This window comes from Bradyrhizobium sp. INPA03-11B, assembly GCF_040446015.1.
In the GTDB taxonomy this organism is placed as follows: domain Bacteria; phylum Pseudomonadota; class Alphaproteobacteria; order Rhizobiales; family Xanthobacteraceae; genus Bradyrhizobium; species Bradyrhizobium macuxiense_A.
Window position 1 is genome coordinate 1 of record NZ_JASGSR010000147.1, and the last position, 18343, is coordinate 18343.

The window sequence follows — 18343 nt, forward strand, 5'->3', positions numbered from 1 at the left end:
GGTGCCGAACATTGCTGTGCGGCGGCCGCAAAGGCAAGACGGGGGGACCGGCGTCGCGCGCGCCGGGCGCTGAAGATCGCAGGCGGGCGGCCTCAGGGGCTCGCGACCTGCTGCAGCGTGTTGAAGCGCGCCTTCTGTTCGCTGCTCAGCAAGGCATAGAACTTGTCCAGCGCAGGCTCGATCAGCTTCGCGGCCTTCTGCATGGCCTCGAGCCGGTGCTGCATCGCTTCCAGCCGGCCGACCGGTGTCAGCGGCACATCGTTCGGGCAGGCCGCCTGCAGGTCCGCGATGGCCTTTGTGGTCGCATCGCTCAGGCGATCGAGCGCTTCCTTCTGCTTGCCCGCCGGATGAAGCGAGGCATCGATCCGGTTGATCGGCAATTGGGCCAGGTCGGATTTCGAATCGCCGCAATTGCCGGATTGCGCGGTTGTGTCCTGCTGATGCGCCGAGCGCTCGCCGATATGCGGGCCGAGCGCATTGAAGCGGGCCTGCTGCTCGTCGCTGAGCGAGCTGTAGATATTCTCCAGCGCGGGCCGCACGATCCTGATCGCATCGAGCGTCGCGCTGATGCGGCTCAACATCGACCGCAAGCGGCCGGTCGGCGTCATGGCATAGCTGTCGCTGCAAGTGTCCTTGAAGACATTGGCGGCCTCCGTTGCGGCAGTCTTCAGATCGTCGAGCAGGACGCGCTGCTGTTGGCTCGGCCGCACCACCCGCGCGATGTCGGCAAGCGGCCAGGCGGTGACGCCCTTGTCGGGTTCACCGCATAATTGCTTGATGGCCTGCGGGCTCGTGTCGGCGCGTTGACGGGACCGAGTGCGGCCCGTGGTCGCCGGATAATCGCCGGATTCGATGCTGGCATAGGCGGAGTACGGACTGTTGGTGTCCCAGAACACGGTGTCGACGAAGTCGTCATAGGCGTAGGCCCAATAGCCGGGCTCGTAGGCGTAGGACCAGAACGTGTAGTCGAAGATGTCCGAATAGGCGTAGGGCAGGAACACCGGGCCAAGCCACGCCACGAACGCCGCGCGGTGGCCTCGTCGCCAGGCATTGCGGGGCGCCCAGCCGCCTTGGCGCATCGCGAGTGCCGCCTGGTCTTGCGCGCCCGCCTGGTCGCGGAAATGCGCGGCAAATCGCTCGCGCTGGGCCGCTCGTGCCGCGGCCGTCATCGCGGCTGTGGCCGCTGTGGCGGCCCCAACCGTCGCTGCCGGCGCCAATCGCTGCTGGCGGGCAACGTCGGCTTGCTGTGAGCGCTGCTCGCGCTGCAGCAGGCGGTTCTGCGCCTGCAGCGTGCGGTCATGGATGCGTTGTGCGCGTGCGCCTTGAACCTTCTGCGACTGCAATTGCTGCACGCGTTGCTGCAGGCGATCGATCCGGGACTGCCGCTCTGCGGTCTGGCGCGACAGCGTGTCACGCTGCCGCTGCTGCGCGGTCTGCTGGCGTTGCTGGATGAGTTGCTGACGCTGCTGCGCACGCTGTTGAATTCGCTCCGTCGGCGACGGCCGTGCGCTTAAGCGCGACGGTGGGCTCGGGCGTGATGGCGCGGCCACACGAGGAGCCGGGCGCTGCGGTGCCCCGCGACGGAATTCGGGTCGATGCGTTGCGACGCGCGGTGCGGCGATATGGGGAGCCTGGCGCATTGACGGGGCGGCGAAATGCGGTGCCGGGCGCGGTGCCATCGCGGGTCGCTGCGGGGCATGGAACGCAGGTGCGGCCGGCCGAGCCATCGCGGGTGGCCGGGCCATTGCAGGCGGTCGCGCCATTGCCGGCGGGGCGGCGTGGACCATCGGCGCGGCAGGACGCGCCATCGCTGGCGGTGCGGCTGGACGTGCCGCCGGTCCACCCTTTACGTGCGGCTGCGCGGACGCGCCGCCGCTCGCCACGAGCATTGAGGCACTAATCAAAAAGACAATAAGTCCAGAGCGACGGCAAGGCATGAGCGTAGCTCTCCGTCCATCCCTGCCCGCAGAACTTCAACGCGCGGATGTCGAAATCGTTCTTGTTGGCTGCAGCCGGCCGTGCGGTCTTCCGACGCAGGGAACCGTCAGGAGACATCCTGGGTCAGGGCAGCCGCGATCCGCTCCAGCGCCCAGTCCACTTGATCGGCGGTGATCACCAGCGGCGGGGCGATGCGGATGGTGTGCTCGTGGGTGTCCTTGGCGAGGATGCCACGCGCCTGCAGCGCCAGGCAGTAGCGGCGGGCGCCGCCGGCCTCGGGGTGTAGTTCGATCGCCAGCATCAGCCCGCGCCCGCGCACCTCGCGGATGACGTTGGCGCGGATGTCCTGCAATCCGGCGAGAAAGCGCACGCCCTGTTGCGCCGCGTTCTCGATCATCCCTTCCTCGACCAGCACCCGCAGCGCTACGCGCGCCACCGCGCAGGCCAGCGGGTTGCCGCCGAAGGTCGAGCCGTGCTGGCCCGGCCGCAGCGTGCCGAGCACGGCGTTGTTGGAGAGCACCGCCGACACCGGATAGAAGCCACCCGATAGCGCCTTGCCGAGCAGCGTCACGTCGGCCTCGATGCCCTCGTGCTGCTCGGCGAGCAGCTTGCCGGTGCGGCCGAGCCCGGTCTGGATCTCGTCGAGCACCAGCATCACGTTGCGCGCGGTGCACAGCTCGCGCACGCGCGCGAAATAGCCCGGCGGGGGAATGATGACGCCGGCTTCGCCCTGGACCGGCTCGACGAGGAAGGCCGCGGTGTTGGGCGTGATCGCCTGCTCGAGTGCCGCGGCATCGCCGAACGGGATGATCTTGAAGCCCGGCGCGAACGGGCCGAAATGGTCGCGCGAGGCCGGGTCGGTCGAGAAGCCGACGATGCCGAGTGTGCGTCCGTGAAAATTATTGGCGCAGACGATGATCTCGGCCTGCCCGTCCGGCACGCCCTTGATCTCATAGGCCCATTTGCGCACCGACTTGATCGCGCTCTCCACCGCCTCGGCGCCGCTGTTCATCGGCAGCACCTTGTGCGAGCCGGTCAGCTCCGCGAGTTCGCGGTAGAAGGGAGCGAGCTGATCGTTGTGGAAGGCGCGCGAGGTCAGCGTCAGCCGATGCGCCTGCTCGATCATTGCTGCCAGGATCTTCGGATGACAGTGGCCCTGGCTTACCGCCGAATAGGCGGAGAGACAGTCGAGATACCGGTTGCCATCGGTGTCCCAGACCCAGACGCCCTCGCCGCGGGACAGCACGACCCCGATCGGCTCGTAATTGTAGGTGCCGAACTGCGCTTCGGTTGCGAGGAGATCAGTGACCGATGGACTCATCCTGCGTCACTCCCGCTGTCGCGCACCAGATTACATCAATGCGCGCCTGCAACTGATTTGGGCATCGGTTCCTCCACAGGGAAGTGGGGTTGCCGGCCAAAATCGCGGGGGACAATGCTCGCTATGCGTTGATGCTGCAGGGCACGCTGAGGAAGCCGCGGAAGCGGACCCGGCCGCCGCGCACCGGCTCGCCATCGAGCACATAGTTCGGGAAGCGCTTGAGGAAGCGCGAGATCGCGATCGCGCCTTCAAGGCGCGCCAGCGCCATCCCGGCGCATTGATGCGCGCCGGTCCCGAAGGCGAGGTGGCGGTTCGGCGTGCGCGCAACGTCGAAGCCTTCGGGGTTGGGGAATTGCGCGCCGTCGCGGTTGGCGGCACCGATGCACAGCGTGACCAGCGCGCCGGCCGGCAGCTTGATGCCGCCGAGCTCAGTCTCCTCCACGATCATGCGGTTGCCGAGCTGGTTCGAGCTTTCGTAGCGCAGCATCTCCTCGACCGCGGTCTTGATCAGCTCGGGCTGCGCGAGCAGCCGCTGCTTCTGATCGGGATATTGGGTGAGCGTCACCAGCCCGTTGCCGATCAGATTGGTCGTGGTCTCGTGGCCGGCGTTGAGCAGAAAGATGCAGTTGTGCAGCAATTCCTTCGCGGTCAGCCGCTCGCCATTGTCCTCACCCTGGATCAATCGCGTCAGCACGTCGCGTTCGGGATTGCCCGGCTTGGCGCGACGCCGTTCGACCAGGGTTTCGAGATAGGCGAGGAAATCCTTCACCGCATCGTTGCCGCGATCGAACGCGTCCTTGCGGATCACCGGCTCCAGCGCGCCCAGGATCGCGAGCGACCAGTCGCGCAGCGGCTCGCGTTCGTCGTGCGGCACGTCGAGCAGATTGCCGATCACCTCGACGGGGATGGCCGAGGCGAAGTCGCCGATCAGCTCGAAGCGGTCGCGCGTCTCGATGCGGTCGAGCAGGCTGTCGACCAGCGCGATCAGGTCCGGCTCCATGCCGGCGATCGCGCGCGGCGACAAGGCGCCCATGATCAATCGCCGCACGCGGGTGTGCGCCGGCGGATCGTTGAAGACGAGGCTCGTCGTGTGGTGCTCGTAGAGCAGCGAGTTGCCGTATTTCGGCAGGAACTCCTTCTTCTTGTCGGAGGAGAACGCCTTGGTGTTCTTGTAGGCTGCGATCAGGTCGTCGTAGCGGGTGAGAAAATAGCAGCCGTTCGGCAGCCGCTTGACCGGCGCATGCTCGCGCAGCGCGCGATAGGTCGGGTAGGGGTTGGCGTAGAACTCCGGAGTCAGCTTCTCGAGGTCGAACCCGTCAGCCAGCTCCCGCGCGTGCCCGTCCATGGCGATTCCAACCCAATTAGTTTCATTTGCAACTATCGTAGGCCGCGGGCGGCGGTCGCGCAACACAATTTGCGAGGAGTTGGGACCGGCGCGGGCGCGCTGCGCGGTGCGAGTAAATCGCAGAGCCATATGCGGTATTGCGCTTTGATGAAGCGTGCGCGCCCCTCTACAGTCGCGGCCAAACAACAGAGAGCCGGAAACGCCAATGCATGCCCGTGCCGACACCGCGGCCTCCTGGCCCGAGGAGATCTTTTCGATATTGCAGCGCTTCGAGGTGCGCCAGGTGCCCTACGTGCCGGACGCCGGGCATTCCGAGCTGATCGAGCGGGTGCTGGGTTCGTCTTCGATGCGCGGTATTGCGCTGACGACGGAGGAAGAGGGCGTGGCGTTGCTCGCAGGCGCCTGGGCCGGCGGCCAGCGCGGCGTGCTGCTGATGCAGTCCAGCGGCGTCGGCAATTGCATCAACATGCTGTCGCTGGTGCAGATCTTCCGCCTGCCGTTCCTCACGCTGGTGACGATGCGAGGCGAATGGGGCGAGTTCAATCCCTGGCAGGTGCCGATGGGCTCGAACACGCAAGGGATTCTCGAATTGTCGGGCATCAAGGTGTTGCGCGCTTCGCATCCGGATGAGGTCCGCGAGGTCGTCGAGGCCGGCGCGGCGCAAGCCTACAACGCCTGCACGCCAACCGCCGTCCTGCTGTCGCAGCGCCTGATCGGGGCAAAGGTCTTCACCAAATGAGCAAAGCCAATCTCCTCGACCGCCGCGCCGTGGTTTCTGAACTGCTGCGGGATCGTAAGGGCGCCTTCGCCGTCGGCGGCCTCGGCGCCTCGACCTATGACATCGCCGCGGCCGGCGACCATGACCGCAACTTCTATCTCTGGGGCGGCATGGGCGGCGCCGTGATGATCGGGCTCGGCCTCGCGCTGGCCCAGCCGACCTTGCCGGTCGTCGTGATCACCGGCGACGGCGAGATGCTGATGGGAATGGGGAGTCTTGCGACTGTCGCGCTGCAGCAGCCGAAAAACCTCTCGATCATCGTGCTGGACAACGAGGCCTATGGCGAGACCGGCGGCCAGGCCAGTCACACCGGTGGAACCGCCGACCTCGTGGGTGTTGCCAAGGCTTGCGGAATCGGGGATAGCCGCTCGATCAGCACGATGGCCGAGGTCGAGGCTTTTGCTTCGTCTTTGCAAGATGTTACGGCGGGGCCGCGGTTCGCCAGCGCGAAGATCGACGGGGCCAATCTGGAACGCGTGCTGTCGAGCCGCGACGGCGCCTACATCGTCAACCGCATCCGCGGGTCGATCGGACACACTCCGATATAAAGTGACTTTCGCGGTGCAATAGAACCTTGACTTTTGGTAAAGTGAGTGATTACTCACGACCCAAATGTCTACCTTACGCATGACGAGTGACTTGCGGCGTCAGTTGATCCTGAGCGCCGCAAAGCGGTGTTTCGCCCGCAACGGCTTTGCCGGCACCACGACAAAGAGCGTGGCGGCCGCGGCTGCCATTTCGGAAGGGCTTTTGTTCAAGCACTTCCCGTCGAAGGCCGCGCTCTACGCCGAGATCCTTGCCGAAGAGTGCGAGGCGGATCCCGATCTCGCCCATCTGCTTGGCCAGGAGCCGTCGACCGCGACGCTGGTCGAACTGGTGCAGGGCATGGTCGGCCATTTCATGCAGCTGCGCGATGCGCCGGACCAGGAAGAGACGCAGCGGATGCGGCTGATGGTGACGAGCCATCTCGACGACGGCGAGTTCGCGCGCCTACTCTACGACAAGGTCGGCAAGCTGATCGGTCCGACCTTCGCCGCTTCGCTGGAGCGGGCGATCGCTGCCGGCGAGGCGACGCGGATCGGCGACGAGCCGCTCAACCTGTTCTGGTTTGCGCATCATACCGTGCTTATGGGCGCGCTGACGCAGCTGCCTGCGACACCATGTCTCCCCTACGGCGATGCCGCCGCGGCCGAGCAGCAGCTTTGCCAGTTCATTCTTCGCGGCATCGGACTTACCGAAGCCGCAATTTCAACTCATTTGGGCCGCCAGCCGTCGCCGAGCGCAGGACCGTCGGTAACTGCAGAAAGTGCATGACATGAATATTCAGACCGAAAGCCACATCTCGGGGCAACCGATCAAGGAGAAGCAAGCCAAGCGTCCCGTCCGTTTGGTGCGCTGGTTCATCATCGTAGGCCTGTTGCTGGCCCTGCTGGTCGGCGCGCTGGTCGGCTTCAACGCCTTCCGCAGCCACATGATCGCGCAGTTCTTCGCCAACAATAAGCCGCCGCCGTCGAACGTCTCGGCCGCCGAGGCGAAGACCGAAGTGATTCCGAACCTCTTGAGCGCCGTCGGTGATCTCGTCGCGGTGCACCAGGTCAACGTCACGACCGACGTGCCGGGCCGCATCACCGAGATCCTGTTCACCGCGGGCAGCCATGTGAAGGCGGGCACGCCGCTGGTGCAGCTGTTCGACGCGCCGGAGCAGGGCGACCTCGCCAGCTTCAAGGCGCAGGCGACCGTGGGCGAGCAGCAACTCGACCGCGCCAAGCAGCTCGCGTCGCGCCAGTTCGGGCCGCAGTCGACCGTCGATACGGCGCAGGCGACCTACGACCAGGCCAAGGCGGGCATCGCCAAGACCGAAGCGCTGATCTCGCAGAAGCTGGTGCGCGCGCCGTTCGAAGGCGATCTCGGCGTTCGTCAGGTGGAAGTCGGCCAGTATCTGACGGCCGGCACCCAGATCGTGTCGCTGACCGACCTGTCGGTGCTGTACGCCAACATGACCGTGACCGAGAAGCAGAGCTCGCAGATCAAGGTCGGCCAGACCGTGCGGATCAAGGTCGACGCCTATCCGGGCCGTACCTTCGAAGGCAAGATCACGACCATCGAGCCGCAGATCGCGACCGATACCCGCAACATCAGGGTTCAGGCCACGATCCAGAATCCGGACAGCATCCTCAAGCCCGGCATGTTCGCGACCACCACGATCGTGCTGCCGGACAAGCCGCCGGTCGTCACGGTTCCGGAAACCGCGGTCGACTACACGCTGTACGGCGACTCCGTGTTCCTGATCACCGAGAAGAAGGGCGGGGACGGCAAGACCACCCTGACCGCCGAGCGCACCTTCGTGAAGACGGGCAACCGCGTCGAAGGCCGCGTCGAGATCCTCAAGGGTCTGAAGGCCGGGGACAAGGTCGTGGCCGTCGGCCAGATCAAGCTGCAGTCGGGCATGCCGGTTGCGATCTCGACCGACCCGGCGCCGCCGGTTCCGGCCGAGCCGCCGCGTTACTGATCTCCATTATCTAAACCCGGAGGGCCTGATGGCCCTCCGCCACATGTTGCCGCAACCGGCAGACAACACGAATCGAGTTGGCGATGGCCTTCACTGATATTTTCATCAAGCGCCCGGTGCTGTCGGTCGTCGTCAGCCTGCTGATCCTCTTGATCGGCTTGCGCGCGGCGATGGTGCTGCCGATCCGGCAATATCCGAATCTGTCGAACACCGTCGTGACCATCACGACGTCGTATCCCGGCGCGTCGCCGGAGCTGATCAACGGCTTCATCACCACGCCGATCGAGCAGGCCGTCGCGTCGGCTGAAGGCGTCGACTACATGACGTCGAACTCGGTGCTCGGCACCTCGACGATCCAGGTCTACGTCAAGCTCAACCACGATCCGAACCAGGCGCTGACCGAGGTGCTCGCCAAGGTCAACTCGGTCAAATACCTGATCCCGAAGGAAGCCTTCGACCCGGTCGTGACCAAGGCGACCGGTGACACCATCGCCGTGATGTATCTCGGCTTCTCCAGCGAAGAGCTGACCGGATCGGCGATCTCCGACTATCTGACCCGCGTCGTGCAGCCGGTGCTCTCGACCGTCGACGGCGTCGCATCGGCCGACATTCTCGGCGGCCAGACCTTCGCGATGCGCGTCTGGCTCGATCCGACCCGGATGGCCGGACGCGGCGTGTCGCCCAACGACGTTGCGGCTGCGATCGCCGCCAACAACTTCCAGGCGGCCGCAGGCCAGACCAAGGGCTTCTTCATCGTCTCCAACGTCTCGGCCAACACCGACCTTCAGAACATCGATCAGTTCAAGCGAATGATCGTGAAGGCGAAGGACGGCGGCTTCGTGCGCATCGAGGACATCGCGACGGTGGAGCTCGCAGCGCAGTCGACCGATGCCAGCGTCGCCTTCAACGGCGAGCATGCGATCTTCATCGGCATCAAGGCGACGCCGCAAGGTAACCCGCTGACCCTGGTGAAGGGCGTGCGTGCGCTGTTCCCCGACCTCGAGCGCAACCTGCCGCCGTCGATGAAGATGAAGGTGGCCTACGACTCCACCAAGTTCATCCAATCGTCGATCGACGAGGTCGAGAAGACGCTGACCGAAGCGGTGCTGATCGTCGTCGTCGTCATCTTCCTGTTCCTGGCCTCGCTGCGGTCGGTGATCATTCCCGTCGTCACCATTCCGTTGTCGCTGGTCGGCGTCTGCATCCTGATGCTGGCCGCCGGCTTCAGCTTCAACCTGCTGACGCTGCTGGCGATGGTGCTCGCGATCGGTCTCGTGGTCGACGACGCCATCGTGGTGGTGGAGAACATCCATCGACATCTCGAGGAGGGCCTGCCACCGGTGCAGGCATCGCTGAAAGGTGCCCGCGAAATCGTCGGCCCCGTCGTCTCCATGACGATCACGCTGGCGGCGGTGTATGCGCCGATCGGCTTCCTCGGCGGCGTGACCGGCACGCTGTTCCGCGAATTCGCCTTCACGCTGGCCGGCTCGGTGATCGTGTCGGGCGTGATCGCGCTGACGCTGTCGCCGATGATGTGCTCGGTGTTCCTCAAGAGCGCGGAAGAGGGGCGTTTCTCCAGGCTGGTCAACCGCGTGTTCGGCGCGCTGACGCGTGCCTATGGCCGCCAGCTCGACCGCTCGCTCGACTACCGTCCGATCACGGCGCTGTTCGCCGTGACCATCCTCGGTCTGGTCGGCTTCCTCTATATGCATATCCAGAAGGAGCTTGCGCCGCAGGAAGACCAGGGCATCGTGTTCGCGGTGACCAAGGCGCCGAAATACGCCAACATCGACTACATCGATTTCTACGGCGACAAGATGGACAAGGAGTTCCAGAAGTTTCCCGAGACCGACCTGCGGTTCATTCTGAACGGCATCACCGGTCCGCAGGGCGGCTTCGCCGGCATGCTGCTCAAGCCGTGGGATGAGCGCAAGCGCAGCGCGCAGACGCTGCAGCCGCTGGTGCAGGCCGAGCTGTCGAAGATCGAAGGCGTCAGCGCGTTCGCGTTCAGCCTGCCGCCGTTGCCCGGCGGACCCGGCGGTCTGCCGGTGCAGATGGTGATCTCTTCGACCGCCGGCTTCCAGCAGGTGTTCGACCAGATGAGCAAGCTGAAGGATGCCGCGCGCAAGAGCGGCCTGTTCATCGTCACCGACAGCGACCTCGATTTCAACCAGCCGGTGGTCCGGGTGAAGGTCGATCGCTCCAAGGCGAGCGACCTCGGCATCACCATGCAGCAGATCGGTGGCGCGCTGGCGACGCTGCTCGGCGGCAACTACGTCAACCGCTTCAACCTCGAAGGGCGCTCCTATCAGGTGATTCCGCAGGTGCCGCGCGCCAGCCGGCTCGCGCCTGAGTCGTTCGACAACTACTATGTCCCGACCGCGACCGGGCAGCTGGTGCGGCTGTCGACGGTGGTGTCGGTCGAGACCGGCGTCGATCCGAACGCGCTGACCCACTACAACCAGCTCAACTCGTCGACCTTCCAGGCCGTGCCGATGCCCGGCGTCTCGATGGGCCAGGCGGTGGAGTTCCTGCAGGGTGAAGCCAAGAAGCTGCCGTCCGGCTTCAGCTACGACTTCCTGGCCGACTCCCGGCAATACGTCCACGAGGGCAACCAGCTCCTGGTCACCTTCGCGTTCGCCATCATCATCATCTTCCTGGTGCTGGCGGCGCAGTTCGAGAGCCTGCGCGATCCGTTCGTCATCATGATCTCGGTGCCGATGGCGATCGTCGGCGCCCTGATCCCGCTGTTCTTCGGCGTCGCCACCATGAACATCTACACCCAGGTGGGCTTGCTGACGCTGGTCGGACTGATCACCAAGCACGGCATCCTGATGGTGGAGTTCGCCAACGAGCTGCAGCTTAACGAGGGACTCGACCGCCGCTCGGCGATCGAAATGTCGGCGCGGATTCGTCTGCGTCCGATCCTGATGACGACGGCGGCCATGGTCACCGGCCTGCTGCCGCTGCTCACTGCCTCGGGCGCCGGCGCCGCCAGCCGCTTCTCGATCGGGCTCGTGGTCGTGGCCGGCATGACGATCGGCACGCTGTTCACGCTGTTCGTGCTGCCGGCCGTGTACATGACGATCGCGACCGACCACCAGGCCGCGGCCCGTTCCGACCGCGCCAAGCAGATCGCGGACTATGAACTCGACAAGCACGGTGGTGCATTGAAACCGACCTGAGCCCTCCAAGCTCATGCTCGCAGGAGAAGGCGGCACTGGCGAAAGCCACTGCCGCCTTTTCTTTGTCTCGTGCTAGCCTTGCCGAAGGCGGGCAGAAAAGATTGGGAGGCCAGGCATGGCGAGCGAGTTTGCGGCGGGCAATTACCGGTTCATTCCGGCCGTGTTCCAGTATTCCAGCGGCGCGCAGGCAAACGCCGGCTATGAGATCGAGCGGGTGCGCTTCGATCGCCTGGTGCCGCTTGCGGACGGCTTTGCGCGGATTGCGGCCTACATCAAGGACGCCGGCCGGCCGTTGACCTCGTTCTGTGCCTGCGAATTGCGGTCGCCGGCCGCCTTCACCGAGGACGGTTTCCGTGCCTTCAACCAGCACTATGTCAAGACGCTCGCCGAATGGGGGCTGTTCGACGGCACCATCAATCCGGTCGCGCGCAGCAATGTCTGTCCCGAGATCGATCCGCCGGCCGAACCGTCGTTCTATGCGTTCTCATTCACACGGCCGAGCACGAGCACGTCGCCGTCTTTCGTGATCGCGGGCGGCGCCGACGCGCGCAGCGGCACGGCGAGCTATCCCGACCGCATCGTCTGCTATCGCGATCTCAGCCCCGACGCATGGCGCGAGAAGGTCCGCTTCACCGCCGGCGAGATGGAGCGCCGCCTCGCTGAATTCAGCTTCGGCTGGCAGGAGACGACAGCGGTGCAGGCCTACACCGTGCATGACATCCATCCCGTGGTCGTCGACGAGCTGGTGCGCCGCGGCGCGACGCGCTCCGGCCTGACCTGGCACTTCTGCCGCCCGCCGGTGGTCGATCTCGAATACGAGATGGATTGCCGGCGCGTGTTGCGTGAGGTGGTGGTCTAGCTTTCGGAGAAACCAACCGTCGTCATTGCGAGGAGCGAAGCGACGAAGCAATCCATCGGTCGACGTACGTGGACCGATGGATTGCTTCGCTTCGCTCGCAATGACGCGGCTGGGACTTCGCCCACTTTTTCCTGTCATCCCGAGGCGCGAGCCTTGCGGCGCAATTGCGCCGCTGGGCGAGCCTCGAAGGATGCACGGCCCCGCTGGTGGCCGATTCATCCTTCGAGGGCCGCTGAAGAAGCGGCCACCTCAGGATGACGGGGAAGAATGTGCGCTCGCTGCGCGGCGACTGCTCACCGCGCCTTCGGATCTAGCGCGTCGCGCAGGCCGTCGCCGACCAGGTTGAACGACAGCACGACCAGGAAGATCGCAAGCCCCGGCCAGACCGCCATCCAGGGCGCGCTGGTCAGGAAGCGTTGCGCGGCGTTGAGCATGCTGCCCCAGGATGGCGCCGGCGGCTGCTGGCCGAGGCCGAGGAAGGACAGTGCGGCCTCGGCGATGATCGCGGCCGCGATCGACAGCGTGGCCTGCACCAATAGCGCCGGCAGGATGTTGGGCAGGATGTGGACCAGCGCGATGCGCCAGCGCGGATTGCCCATGGCGCGCGCCGCCTCGACATAGTCCTCGACCTTGACGCTCATCACCTGGCCGCGGGTCAGGCGGATGAAGATCGGGGTCGCCGAGACGCCGATCGCGATCATTGCATTGCCGAGGCTCGGCCCGAGGAACGCGGCGAGCGCGATCGCCAGGATCAGGAACGGGCAGGCCAGCATCGCATCGGTGATGCGGCTGATCAGCCCATCGATGAAGCCGCCGCGATAGCCGGCGACGAGGCCAAGCGGCACGCCGATCGCAAGCGCGATGCCGACCGAGATGACACCCGCGAGCAGCGAGGCGCGGGCGCCGAACACGACGCGGGCGAGCACGTCGCGGCCGAGCTCGTCGGTGCCGAACCAGTGCTGCAGCGACGGCGCTTTGCGTACCAGCGACCAACTGGTCGCGATCGGATCATAGGGCACGATCAGCGGTGCGAAGACGGCGAGCAGGATGAACAGCGCGATCACGACGAGGCCGAGCACCGCGCCCTTGCGCCGGATCAGTCGCCGCCAGGCGCGCCGCGCCGGACTCTCCAGCGTCTCGGCCGCCGCAAGCGAAGCTGATGTCCCGAGTGTTGCGTCCGTCATCCGGTCAGCCCCTCAGCCGCGGGTTGACGAGGATATAGGCGATGTCGGCGATCAGGTTGAGCGTGATGTAGATCGTCGCCGTCGTCAGCACCACGCCCTGCACGACCGCGTAGTCGCGGTTGAACACGGCATCGACGATCAGCTTGCCGAAGCCCGGGATCGAGAAGATCTGCTCGGTGAGCACCGCGCCCGACAGCAAGGTCCCGAGCTCGAGCGCGCCGAGCGTGATGATCGGCGTCAGTGCGTTGCGCATCGCATGCTTGAGGATGACCGTGCGCTCGGACAGGCCCTTGGCGCGCGCGGTGCGGACATAGTCGCTCTCCAATACCTGCAGCATGGCGCTTCGTGTGTGCCGCATCAGGATCGCGGCGATCGCGTTGCCGAGCACGAAGGCCGGCATGATGGTGGCGGCGATGCTGGCGCGCCAGTTCTCGGTGAGTGGCACGTAGCCGGAGGCCGGCAGCCAGCCCAGTTCGATGGAGAACAGGAAGATCAGCATGATGCCGAGCCAGAAGTTCGGCGTCGAGATCCCCCACAGCGCGAACAGATTGGCGCCGTAATCCCAGGCGGTGCCTTTCTTCACCGCCGAGACGATGCCGGCGGGAATCCCGATCAGGAACGCGATCACAATCGCCATGGCCGCAAGCTGCAGCGTCACCGGCAGCTTCTGCGCGATCAGCTCCAGCACCGGCATCTTGTTGCGCAAGGACTCGCCGAAATCGCCCGACAGCACGCCCTTGATCCAGTAGACGTATTGCACCGGGATCGGCTGATCGAGATGATACTGCGCGCGGATCTGCGCGATCACGGCGGGATCGCGTTCCTCGCCGGCCATCACCAGCGCCGGATCGCCGGGCAGCAGATGCTGCAGCGAGAAGATCAGCACCGAAACGAAGAACAGTGTCGGCACGATCTGAACCAGCCGCTTGGCGAGGAAGTTCAGCATGACGATGCTCGTGTCCCGGACGCCGGCGCGATCATTTCAGCTTCAATCCGACCACGCGCACGAGGCCATCCGGCATCTGCTTGTAGCCGTCGAGCTTGGTGGTGTGCGCGATGATGATGCGACGATGGTAGATATAGAGAATGGCTTCATCCTCGAGCTCGAGCTTCGTCAGCCTGGCGTAGATCGCCTTGCGTTGCGCCATGTCGGTGGTGAGGCGGGCATCGTCGAGCGCCTTGTCGGCCTCGGGGTTGGCCCAGGCGCTGTAATTTTGCGGCGCGTCCTTGTGCAGGAAGACGTAGGAATTGCCGTCCGGATCGATGCGGCCGCTCCACGCCAGCATATAGGCCTGGTATTCGCCGGCTTCGGCCTGCTTCAGCGACGTCGCGAATTCGGTGACGCGGATCTTCAGGTCGAAGCCGGCCTCGGCCGCCATCGACTGCATGACCTGCGCGGTGGCCTCGGTCTCCGGTCCCTTCGGCACCATGAAGTCGACGCTGACCGGCGGCGTCACGCCGGCTTCCTTCAGCAGCGCCTTGGCCTTTTCGACGTCGCGGGCGCGGATCGGAAAATCCTTCTGGTAATACGGATGATCCGGGCTGACCCACTGGTTTCCGGGCTTGAACTCACCGTTGAAGACGACCTGGTTGATCGCCTCGCGGTCGATCGAGAGATCGAGTGCCTGCCGGACCTTGGCGGATTGGCTGAGGGGGCCCTTGGCCTTGTCCCTGCCGATGTTGAGCGTGATGCCCTGATAGCCGAGCTCGATTGCGCTCGACACCTTCAGGCGCGAGTCGGTGCGCACGTCCTTGAGGTCGGTCGCGAGCACGCGTTCGATCAGGTCGAGCCCGCCCGACTTCAAATTGGCGAGTCGCACCGTGGCGTCCACGATCGGCAAATAGACGATGCGATCGATGAAGACGTTGTCCTTGTTCCAGTAGTCGGCAAATTTCTCCAGCACGATGCGATCCTGCTGCACGCGCTCGACGAATTTGTAGGGACCGGCGCAGACCGGATGCAGGCCGAACTTGTCGCCGGCAGCCTTCGCGGCCTTGGGCGACACCATCATGCCGGCGCGGTCGGTGAGCTGCGCGATCAGCGGCGAGAACGGCGCCTTGAGCACCAGCTTGATGGTTAGGGGATCGACGACGTCGATATGGTCGATGCTGGCGAGCTCCGGCTTGCGGAACGAGCCGGGGACGGTCAGATGCCGCTCCAGCGAGAATTTGGCCGCCTCCGCATCGAACGGCTCGCCGTCCTGGAATCTGACACCCGGCCTGAGCTTGATCGTAACCTCCTTGCCGTCGGCGGAGGTCTCGTGCGACAGCGCGAGCTGCGGCACGATGTTCAGCTTCTCGTCGATGTCGAACAGCTTGTCGCACAGCGCGGCAAACACGATGCGGCCGACATAGGTGCGCGCCATGGTCGGATCGAGCACGTCGGGATCCTCGGCGAGGCCGATCCGGAGCGTGCTCTGCGCCTGCGCGCTGGCCGCCAGCGACAGCAGCAGGGCGGCGGCAGCCGCCGCCAAACGAAACATCCTCATCGCGAACTCCCCATCATCATGCCTGCGGCCCCGTCCCGACCTTACCAACCCCGCCGTAGCCGGCCCCTTCCGCGGCTCCGCTGAAGGCCGCGACCAATTTCTCCAGCGATGGCGAGAAGCCGCCGTCGGCGGGAACGATGTTCTCCCCGGGCGGTAACTCCGCTGTGCGGTGACAGGCCGTGGCGTGGCCTGTGCCGTCTGCCAGCAATTGCGGAATCTCGCTGCGGCAGCGCGCGATCACATAGGGACAGCGGGTGTGGAAGCGGCAGCCGGAGGGCGGATTGAGCGCGCTCGGCAGCTCGCCCTCCAGCACGACGCGGCTGCGCTTGGCGCGCGGCTTCGGAACCGGGATCGCCGATAGCAATGCGCGGCTGTAGGGATGGCGCGGGGCGGCGAACAGCGCATGCGCCTCCGCGGTCTCGACTATGGTGCCGAGATTCATCACGGCGACGCGGTCGGCGATGTGCTTCACCACGGCCAGATCGTGCGAGACGAAGATGTAGGCGAGCTTCAGCCGATCCTGCAGGTCGCGCAGCAGGTTCAATATCTGCGAGCGGATCGAGACATCGAGCGCGGACACCGGCTCGTCGCAGATGATCAGCTTCGGCTCGACCGCGAGCGCGCGAGCAATCGCAATGCGCTGACGCTGGCCGCCGGAGAATTCGTGGGGATAGCGGCGCGCGAAGCGCGGCTCGAGCCCGACCAGGCGTAGCAGCTCTTCGACGCGTTCGCGGCGGCGTGCCGCCGGCACGAGATTGTGCAGCGCCAGCGGCTCGGTCAGGATCTGGCTCACCGTCATGCGCGGGTTGAGCGACGCATAGGGGTCCTGGAAGATCAGTTGCGCATCGCGGCGGAACGCGCGCAGCTGCTCGGCATTGAGCGCGCCGAGGTCGCGGCCCTCGAAGCGGATCCGTCCGGCGTCCGGCTCGATCAGCCGCAGCACCAGGCGGCTGACGGTGGATTTGCCGCAGCCGGATTCGCCGACCAGCGCCAGCGTCTTGCCGGCCTCGACCGTGAAGCTGACACCGTCGACCGCCTTCACATGGGCGGTCGGCCGACCGAACAGCGAGCGTTCGGCGACGAAATGCTTCACCAGCCCTTCGACCTCGAGCAGAACAGTCATGACACCAGCCGCTCCAGCGGCGCGCGGAGGCAGCGCGAGGCGTGAGTTGCGCTCAGCATCGCCAGCGGCGGGGGTGATTTGGTGCAGGCATCCTCTACGAACGGGCAGCGCGCGGCGAAGCGGCAGCCCGCGGGCGGGTTCGCCATGTTCGGCACCATGCCCTCGATGGTGGCGAGATGGCTGGTGCGGCGGTCGAGCCGCGGGATCGAGCCGAGCAGGCCGATCGTGTAGGGGTGCTGCGGATTGGCAAACAGCTCGTCGACCGGGGCGCGCTCGACGATCTCGCCGGCATACATCACCGCGACCTCGTCGCAGACTTCGGCGACGACGCCGAGATCGTGGGTGATCAGGATGATCGCAGCCCCGCTCGCGGCCTTCAGCTCGCGCATCAGATCGAGGATCTGCGCTTGCAGCGTGACGTCGAGCGCGGTGGTCGGCTCGTCGGCGATCAGAAGCCGGGGATCGCAGGCTAGCGCCATTGCGATCATCACGCGCTGGCGCATGCCGCCGGACAGCTTGTGCGGATATTCGTCGATGCGTTTCTCGGGCGAGGGGATGTGCACGCGGCGCAGCAGCTCGATGGTGCGCTCGCGTGCGGCGCGCCGGGAGCCGCCGCGGTGGCGCAGAATCGTCTCGGTGATCTGGTCGCCGATGGTGAAGCTCGGGTTGAGCGAGGTCATCGGCTCCTGGAAGATCATGGCGAGGCGATTGCCGCGCAGGTCGCGCAGCGTCGCATCCGGCACCTCGAGCAGGTCGAAGCCGTCGAAGCGGATCGCGCCGGACACCGTGGCGGATTGCTTCGGCAACAGCCCCATGATCGCGAGCGAGGTGACGCTCTTGCCGCAGCCGGACTCGCCGACCAGCCCGAGCGTCGCGCCGTTGGCGACGGACAAATCGACGCTGTCGACGGCATGCGTGATACGGCCATCGTCGCCGTGGAAGCTGACGCGCAGGCCCTCGATCTCGATCAGCGGGCCCGCGGTCATTCGCGGCCCGCTCTTGCGGCTGCAATACCGGCGTCGATCGTGGCCCGATCGCTGGTTCCGGCCGGGTTGTCGCGGGTCGGCATGAAGCTCCGGAATGGCACCCAGTGCTCGCGGCTGACCGCTTCCAGCCGCTCCAGCTCGGCCAAGGGATCGGCGTGGTCGTCGACGCGCAGGTCGAGCAACGGCCATTGCTCCGTACCGTGGATCAGCAGCGCTGCCGACTGCTTGCCGCGCTTGTCGCCGCCGGTCGCTTCACCGGCGAACATCGCCTTGATCAGCCGCTCCGCGAACGGCAGCTGCTCATTGGTGGCATAGACGCGCGCGGTCTCGTCGAGCACCGCGGGTCCGGCCAGCATGTTGCCGGCGATCGAAAAGCCGTCGCCGGCGATATGGCCGAACCAGTCGATGCAATCCTTGCCGGAATGCGCCGCGATGCGGCCCTTGGCGTCGATGACATGCACCTGCCGGCTCTCGCGGCCGCCGTCGGGCGCGATCAGCGCCGCGATCACCTGATGCGGGGTCTTGCCGTCGCCCAGCAGCGCGAGACCGTCGATGCCGTAATAGGGATTGACCAGCGCCTGCGTCGCGACGGCGCCGATCCCGGATGCGATGTGCGGCACCAGCGC

General features: G+C 65.8%; 16 protein-coding genes. 7 read left to right on the forward strand and 9 right to left on the reverse strand.

The window, feature by feature from the left end:
* Nucleotides 1-92: 92 nt before the first annotated feature.
* On the reverse strand, nucleotides 93-1352 hold the full coding sequence (locus QMZ05_RS35875; RefSeq protein ID WP_353705044.1) for a Spy/CpxP family protein refolding chaperone: 1260 nt from the start codon (nucleotides 1350-1352) through the stop codon (nucleotides 93-95).
* Between QMZ05_RS35875 and QMZ05_RS35880 the strand changes: the two genes are divergently transcribed.
* A complete protein-coding gene (locus tag QMZ05_RS35880; RefSeq protein WP_353705045.1) occupies nucleotides 1344-1514 on the forward strand; it encodes a hypothetical protein in 171 nt (56 codons plus the stop codon). The two genes, QMZ05_RS35875 and QMZ05_RS35880, sit on opposite strands and share 9 nt — an antisense overlap.
* Nucleotides 1515-2044: 530 nt before the next feature.
* On the opposite strand, the gene rocD is transcribed toward QMZ05_RS35880, so the two are convergent.
* A complete protein-coding gene (rocD, locus tag QMZ05_RS35885; RefSeq protein ID WP_353705046.1) occupies nucleotides 2045-3259 on the reverse strand; it encodes an ornithine--oxo-acid transaminase in 1215 nt (404 codons plus the stop codon).
* Between the two features lie 121 nt (nucleotides 3260-3380).
* A complete protein-coding gene (locus QMZ05_RS35890; protein WP_353705047.1) occupies nucleotides 3381-4604 on the reverse strand; it encodes a cytochrome P450 in 1224 nt (407 codons plus the stop codon).
* Nucleotides 4605-4809: 205 nt separating this feature from the next.
* Between QMZ05_RS35890 and QMZ05_RS35895 the strand changes: the two genes are divergently transcribed.
* The 6 genes from QMZ05_RS35895 to QMZ05_RS35920 all read left to right on the forward strand — a co-directional run bounded on the left by QMZ05_RS35895 (nucleotide 4810) and on the right by QMZ05_RS35920 (nucleotide 11935).
* The gene (locus tag QMZ05_RS35895; RefSeq protein WP_050424825.1) at nucleotides 4810-5343 is read left to right on the forward strand and encodes a thiamine pyrophosphate-binding protein; all 534 of its coding nucleotides are present in this window, start codon (nucleotides 4810-4812) and stop codon (nucleotides 5341-5343) included.
* Nucleotides 5340-5930, forward strand: a complete 591-nt coding sequence (locus QMZ05_RS35900; protein ID WP_353705048.1) for a thiamine pyrophosphate-dependent enzyme — start codon at nucleotides 5340-5342, stop codon at nucleotides 5928-5930. The genes QMZ05_RS35895 and QMZ05_RS35900 overlap by 4 nt, the downstream gene beginning before the upstream one ends.
* Before the next feature lie 64 nt (nucleotides 5931-5994).
* Nucleotides 5995-6696, forward strand: a complete 702-nt coding sequence (locus QMZ05_RS35905; protein ID WP_353705049.1) for a TetR/AcrR family transcriptional regulator — start codon at nucleotides 5995-5997, stop codon at nucleotides 6694-6696.
* 1 nt (nucleotide 6697) lies between these two features.
* The gene (locus QMZ05_RS35910; protein ID WP_353705050.1) at nucleotides 6698-7891 is read left to right on the forward strand and encodes an efflux RND transporter periplasmic adaptor subunit; all 1194 of its coding nucleotides are present in this window, start codon (nucleotides 6698-6700) and stop codon (nucleotides 7889-7891) included.
* A gap of 83 nt (nucleotides 7892-7974) precedes the next feature.
* Nucleotides 7975-11076, forward strand: coding sequence for a multidrug efflux RND transporter permease subunit (locus QMZ05_RS35915; RefSeq protein ID WP_353705051.1), 3102 nt, complete (start codon nucleotides 7975-7977; stop codon nucleotides 11074-11076).
* Between the two features lie 115 nt (nucleotides 11077-11191).
* Nucleotides 11192-11935 (forward strand): hypothetical protein, encoded by a 744-nt coding sequence (locus QMZ05_RS35920; protein WP_353705052.1) that lies wholly within the window; start codon nucleotides 11192-11194, stop codon nucleotides 11933-11935.
* Between the two features lie 293 nt (nucleotides 11936-12228).
* Here the strand turns inward: QMZ05_RS35920 and QMZ05_RS35925 are convergent, their stop codons facing one another.
* The 6 genes from QMZ05_RS35925 to QMZ05_RS35950 all read right to left on the reverse strand — a co-directional run.
* The gene (locus QMZ05_RS35925) at nucleotides 12229-13119 is read right to left on the reverse strand and encodes an ABC transporter permease (protein ID WP_353705053.1); all 891 of its coding nucleotides are present in this window, start codon (nucleotides 13117-13119) and stop codon (nucleotides 12229-12231) included.
* A gap of 4 nt (nucleotides 13120-13123) precedes the next feature.
* Nucleotides 13124-14065 (reverse strand): ABC transporter permease, encoded by a 942-nt coding sequence (locus QMZ05_RS35930; protein ID WP_353705054.1) that lies wholly within the window; start codon nucleotides 14063-14065, stop codon nucleotides 13124-13126.
* 31 nt (nucleotides 14066-14096) lie between these two features.
* On the reverse strand, nucleotides 14097-15608 hold the full coding sequence (locus QMZ05_RS35935; RefSeq protein ID WP_353705055.1) for an ABC transporter substrate-binding protein: 1512 nt from the start codon (nucleotides 15606-15608) through the stop codon (nucleotides 14097-14099).
* A gap of 16 nt (nucleotides 15609-15624) precedes the next feature.
* Nucleotides 15625-16731, reverse strand: coding sequence for a dipeptide ABC transporter ATP-binding protein (locus QMZ05_RS35940; RefSeq protein WP_353705056.1), 1107 nt, complete (start codon nucleotides 16729-16731; stop codon nucleotides 15625-15627).
* A complete protein-coding gene (locus tag QMZ05_RS35945; RefSeq protein ID WP_353705057.1) occupies nucleotides 16728-17717 on the reverse strand; it encodes an ABC transporter ATP-binding protein in 990 nt (329 codons plus the stop codon). Before QMZ05_RS35945 ends, QMZ05_RS35940 begins: the two co-directional genes overlap by 4 nt.
* Nucleotides 17714-18343 (reverse strand): DUF1028 domain-containing protein (locus tag QMZ05_RS35950; protein ID WP_353705058.1); only part of this gene is annotated, 630 nt, incomplete at its 5' end. The genes QMZ05_RS35945 and QMZ05_RS35950, both read right to left, overlap by 4 nt.

Excerpts from the sequence above, each read along its gene's own strand:
- QMZ05_RS35900 (WP_353705048.1), top strand. The coding sequence starts at position 5,340 with ATGAGCAAAGCCAATCTCCTCGACCGCCGCGCCGTGGTTTCTGAACTG.
- QMZ05_RS35930 (WP_353705054.1), bottom strand. The coding sequence starts at position 14,065 with ATGCTGAACTTCCTCGCCAAGCGGCTGGTTCAGATCGTGCCGACACTG.
- QMZ05_RS35915 (WP_353705051.1), top strand. The coding sequence starts at position 7,975 with ATGGCCTTCACTGATATTTTCATCAAGCGCCCGGTGCTGTCGGTCGTC.
- QMZ05_RS35920 (WP_353705052.1), top strand. The coding sequence starts at position 11,192 with ATGGCGAGCGAGTTTGCGGCGGGCAATTACCGGTTCATTCCGGCCGTG.
- rocD (WP_353705046.1), bottom strand. The coding sequence starts at position 3,259 with ATGAGTCCATCGGTCACTGATCTCCTCGCAACCGAAGCGCAGTTCGGC.
- QMZ05_RS35945 (WP_353705057.1), bottom strand. The coding sequence starts at position 17,717 with ATGACCGCGGGCCCGCTGATCGAGATCGAGGGCCTGCGCGTCAGCTTC.
- QMZ05_RS35925 (WP_353705053.1), bottom strand. The coding sequence starts at position 13,119 with ATGACGGACGCAACACTCGGGACATCAGCTTCGCTTGCGGCGGCCGAG.
- QMZ05_RS35935 (WP_353705055.1), bottom strand. The coding sequence starts at position 15,608 with ATGAGGATGTTTCGTTTGGCGGCGGCTGCCGCCGCCCTGCTGCTGTCG.
- QMZ05_RS35910 (WP_353705050.1), top strand. The coding sequence starts at position 6,698 with ATGAATATTCAGACCGAAAGCCACATCTCGGGGCAACCGATCAAGGAG.
- QMZ05_RS35895 (WP_050424825.1), top strand. The coding sequence starts at position 4,810 with ATGCATGCCCGTGCCGACACCGCGGCCTCCTGGCCCGAGGAGATCTTT.
- QMZ05_RS35890 (WP_353705047.1), bottom strand. The coding sequence starts at position 4,604 with ATGGACGGGCACGCGCGGGAGCTGGCTGACGGGTTCGACCTCGAGAAG.
- QMZ05_RS35905 (WP_353705049.1), top strand. The coding sequence starts at position 5,995 with ATGTCTACCTTACGCATGACGAGTGACTTGCGGCGTCAGTTGATCCTG.
- QMZ05_RS35940 (WP_353705056.1), bottom strand. The coding sequence starts at position 16,731 with ATGACTGTTCTGCTCGAGGTCGAAGGGCTGGTGAAGCATTTCGTCGCC.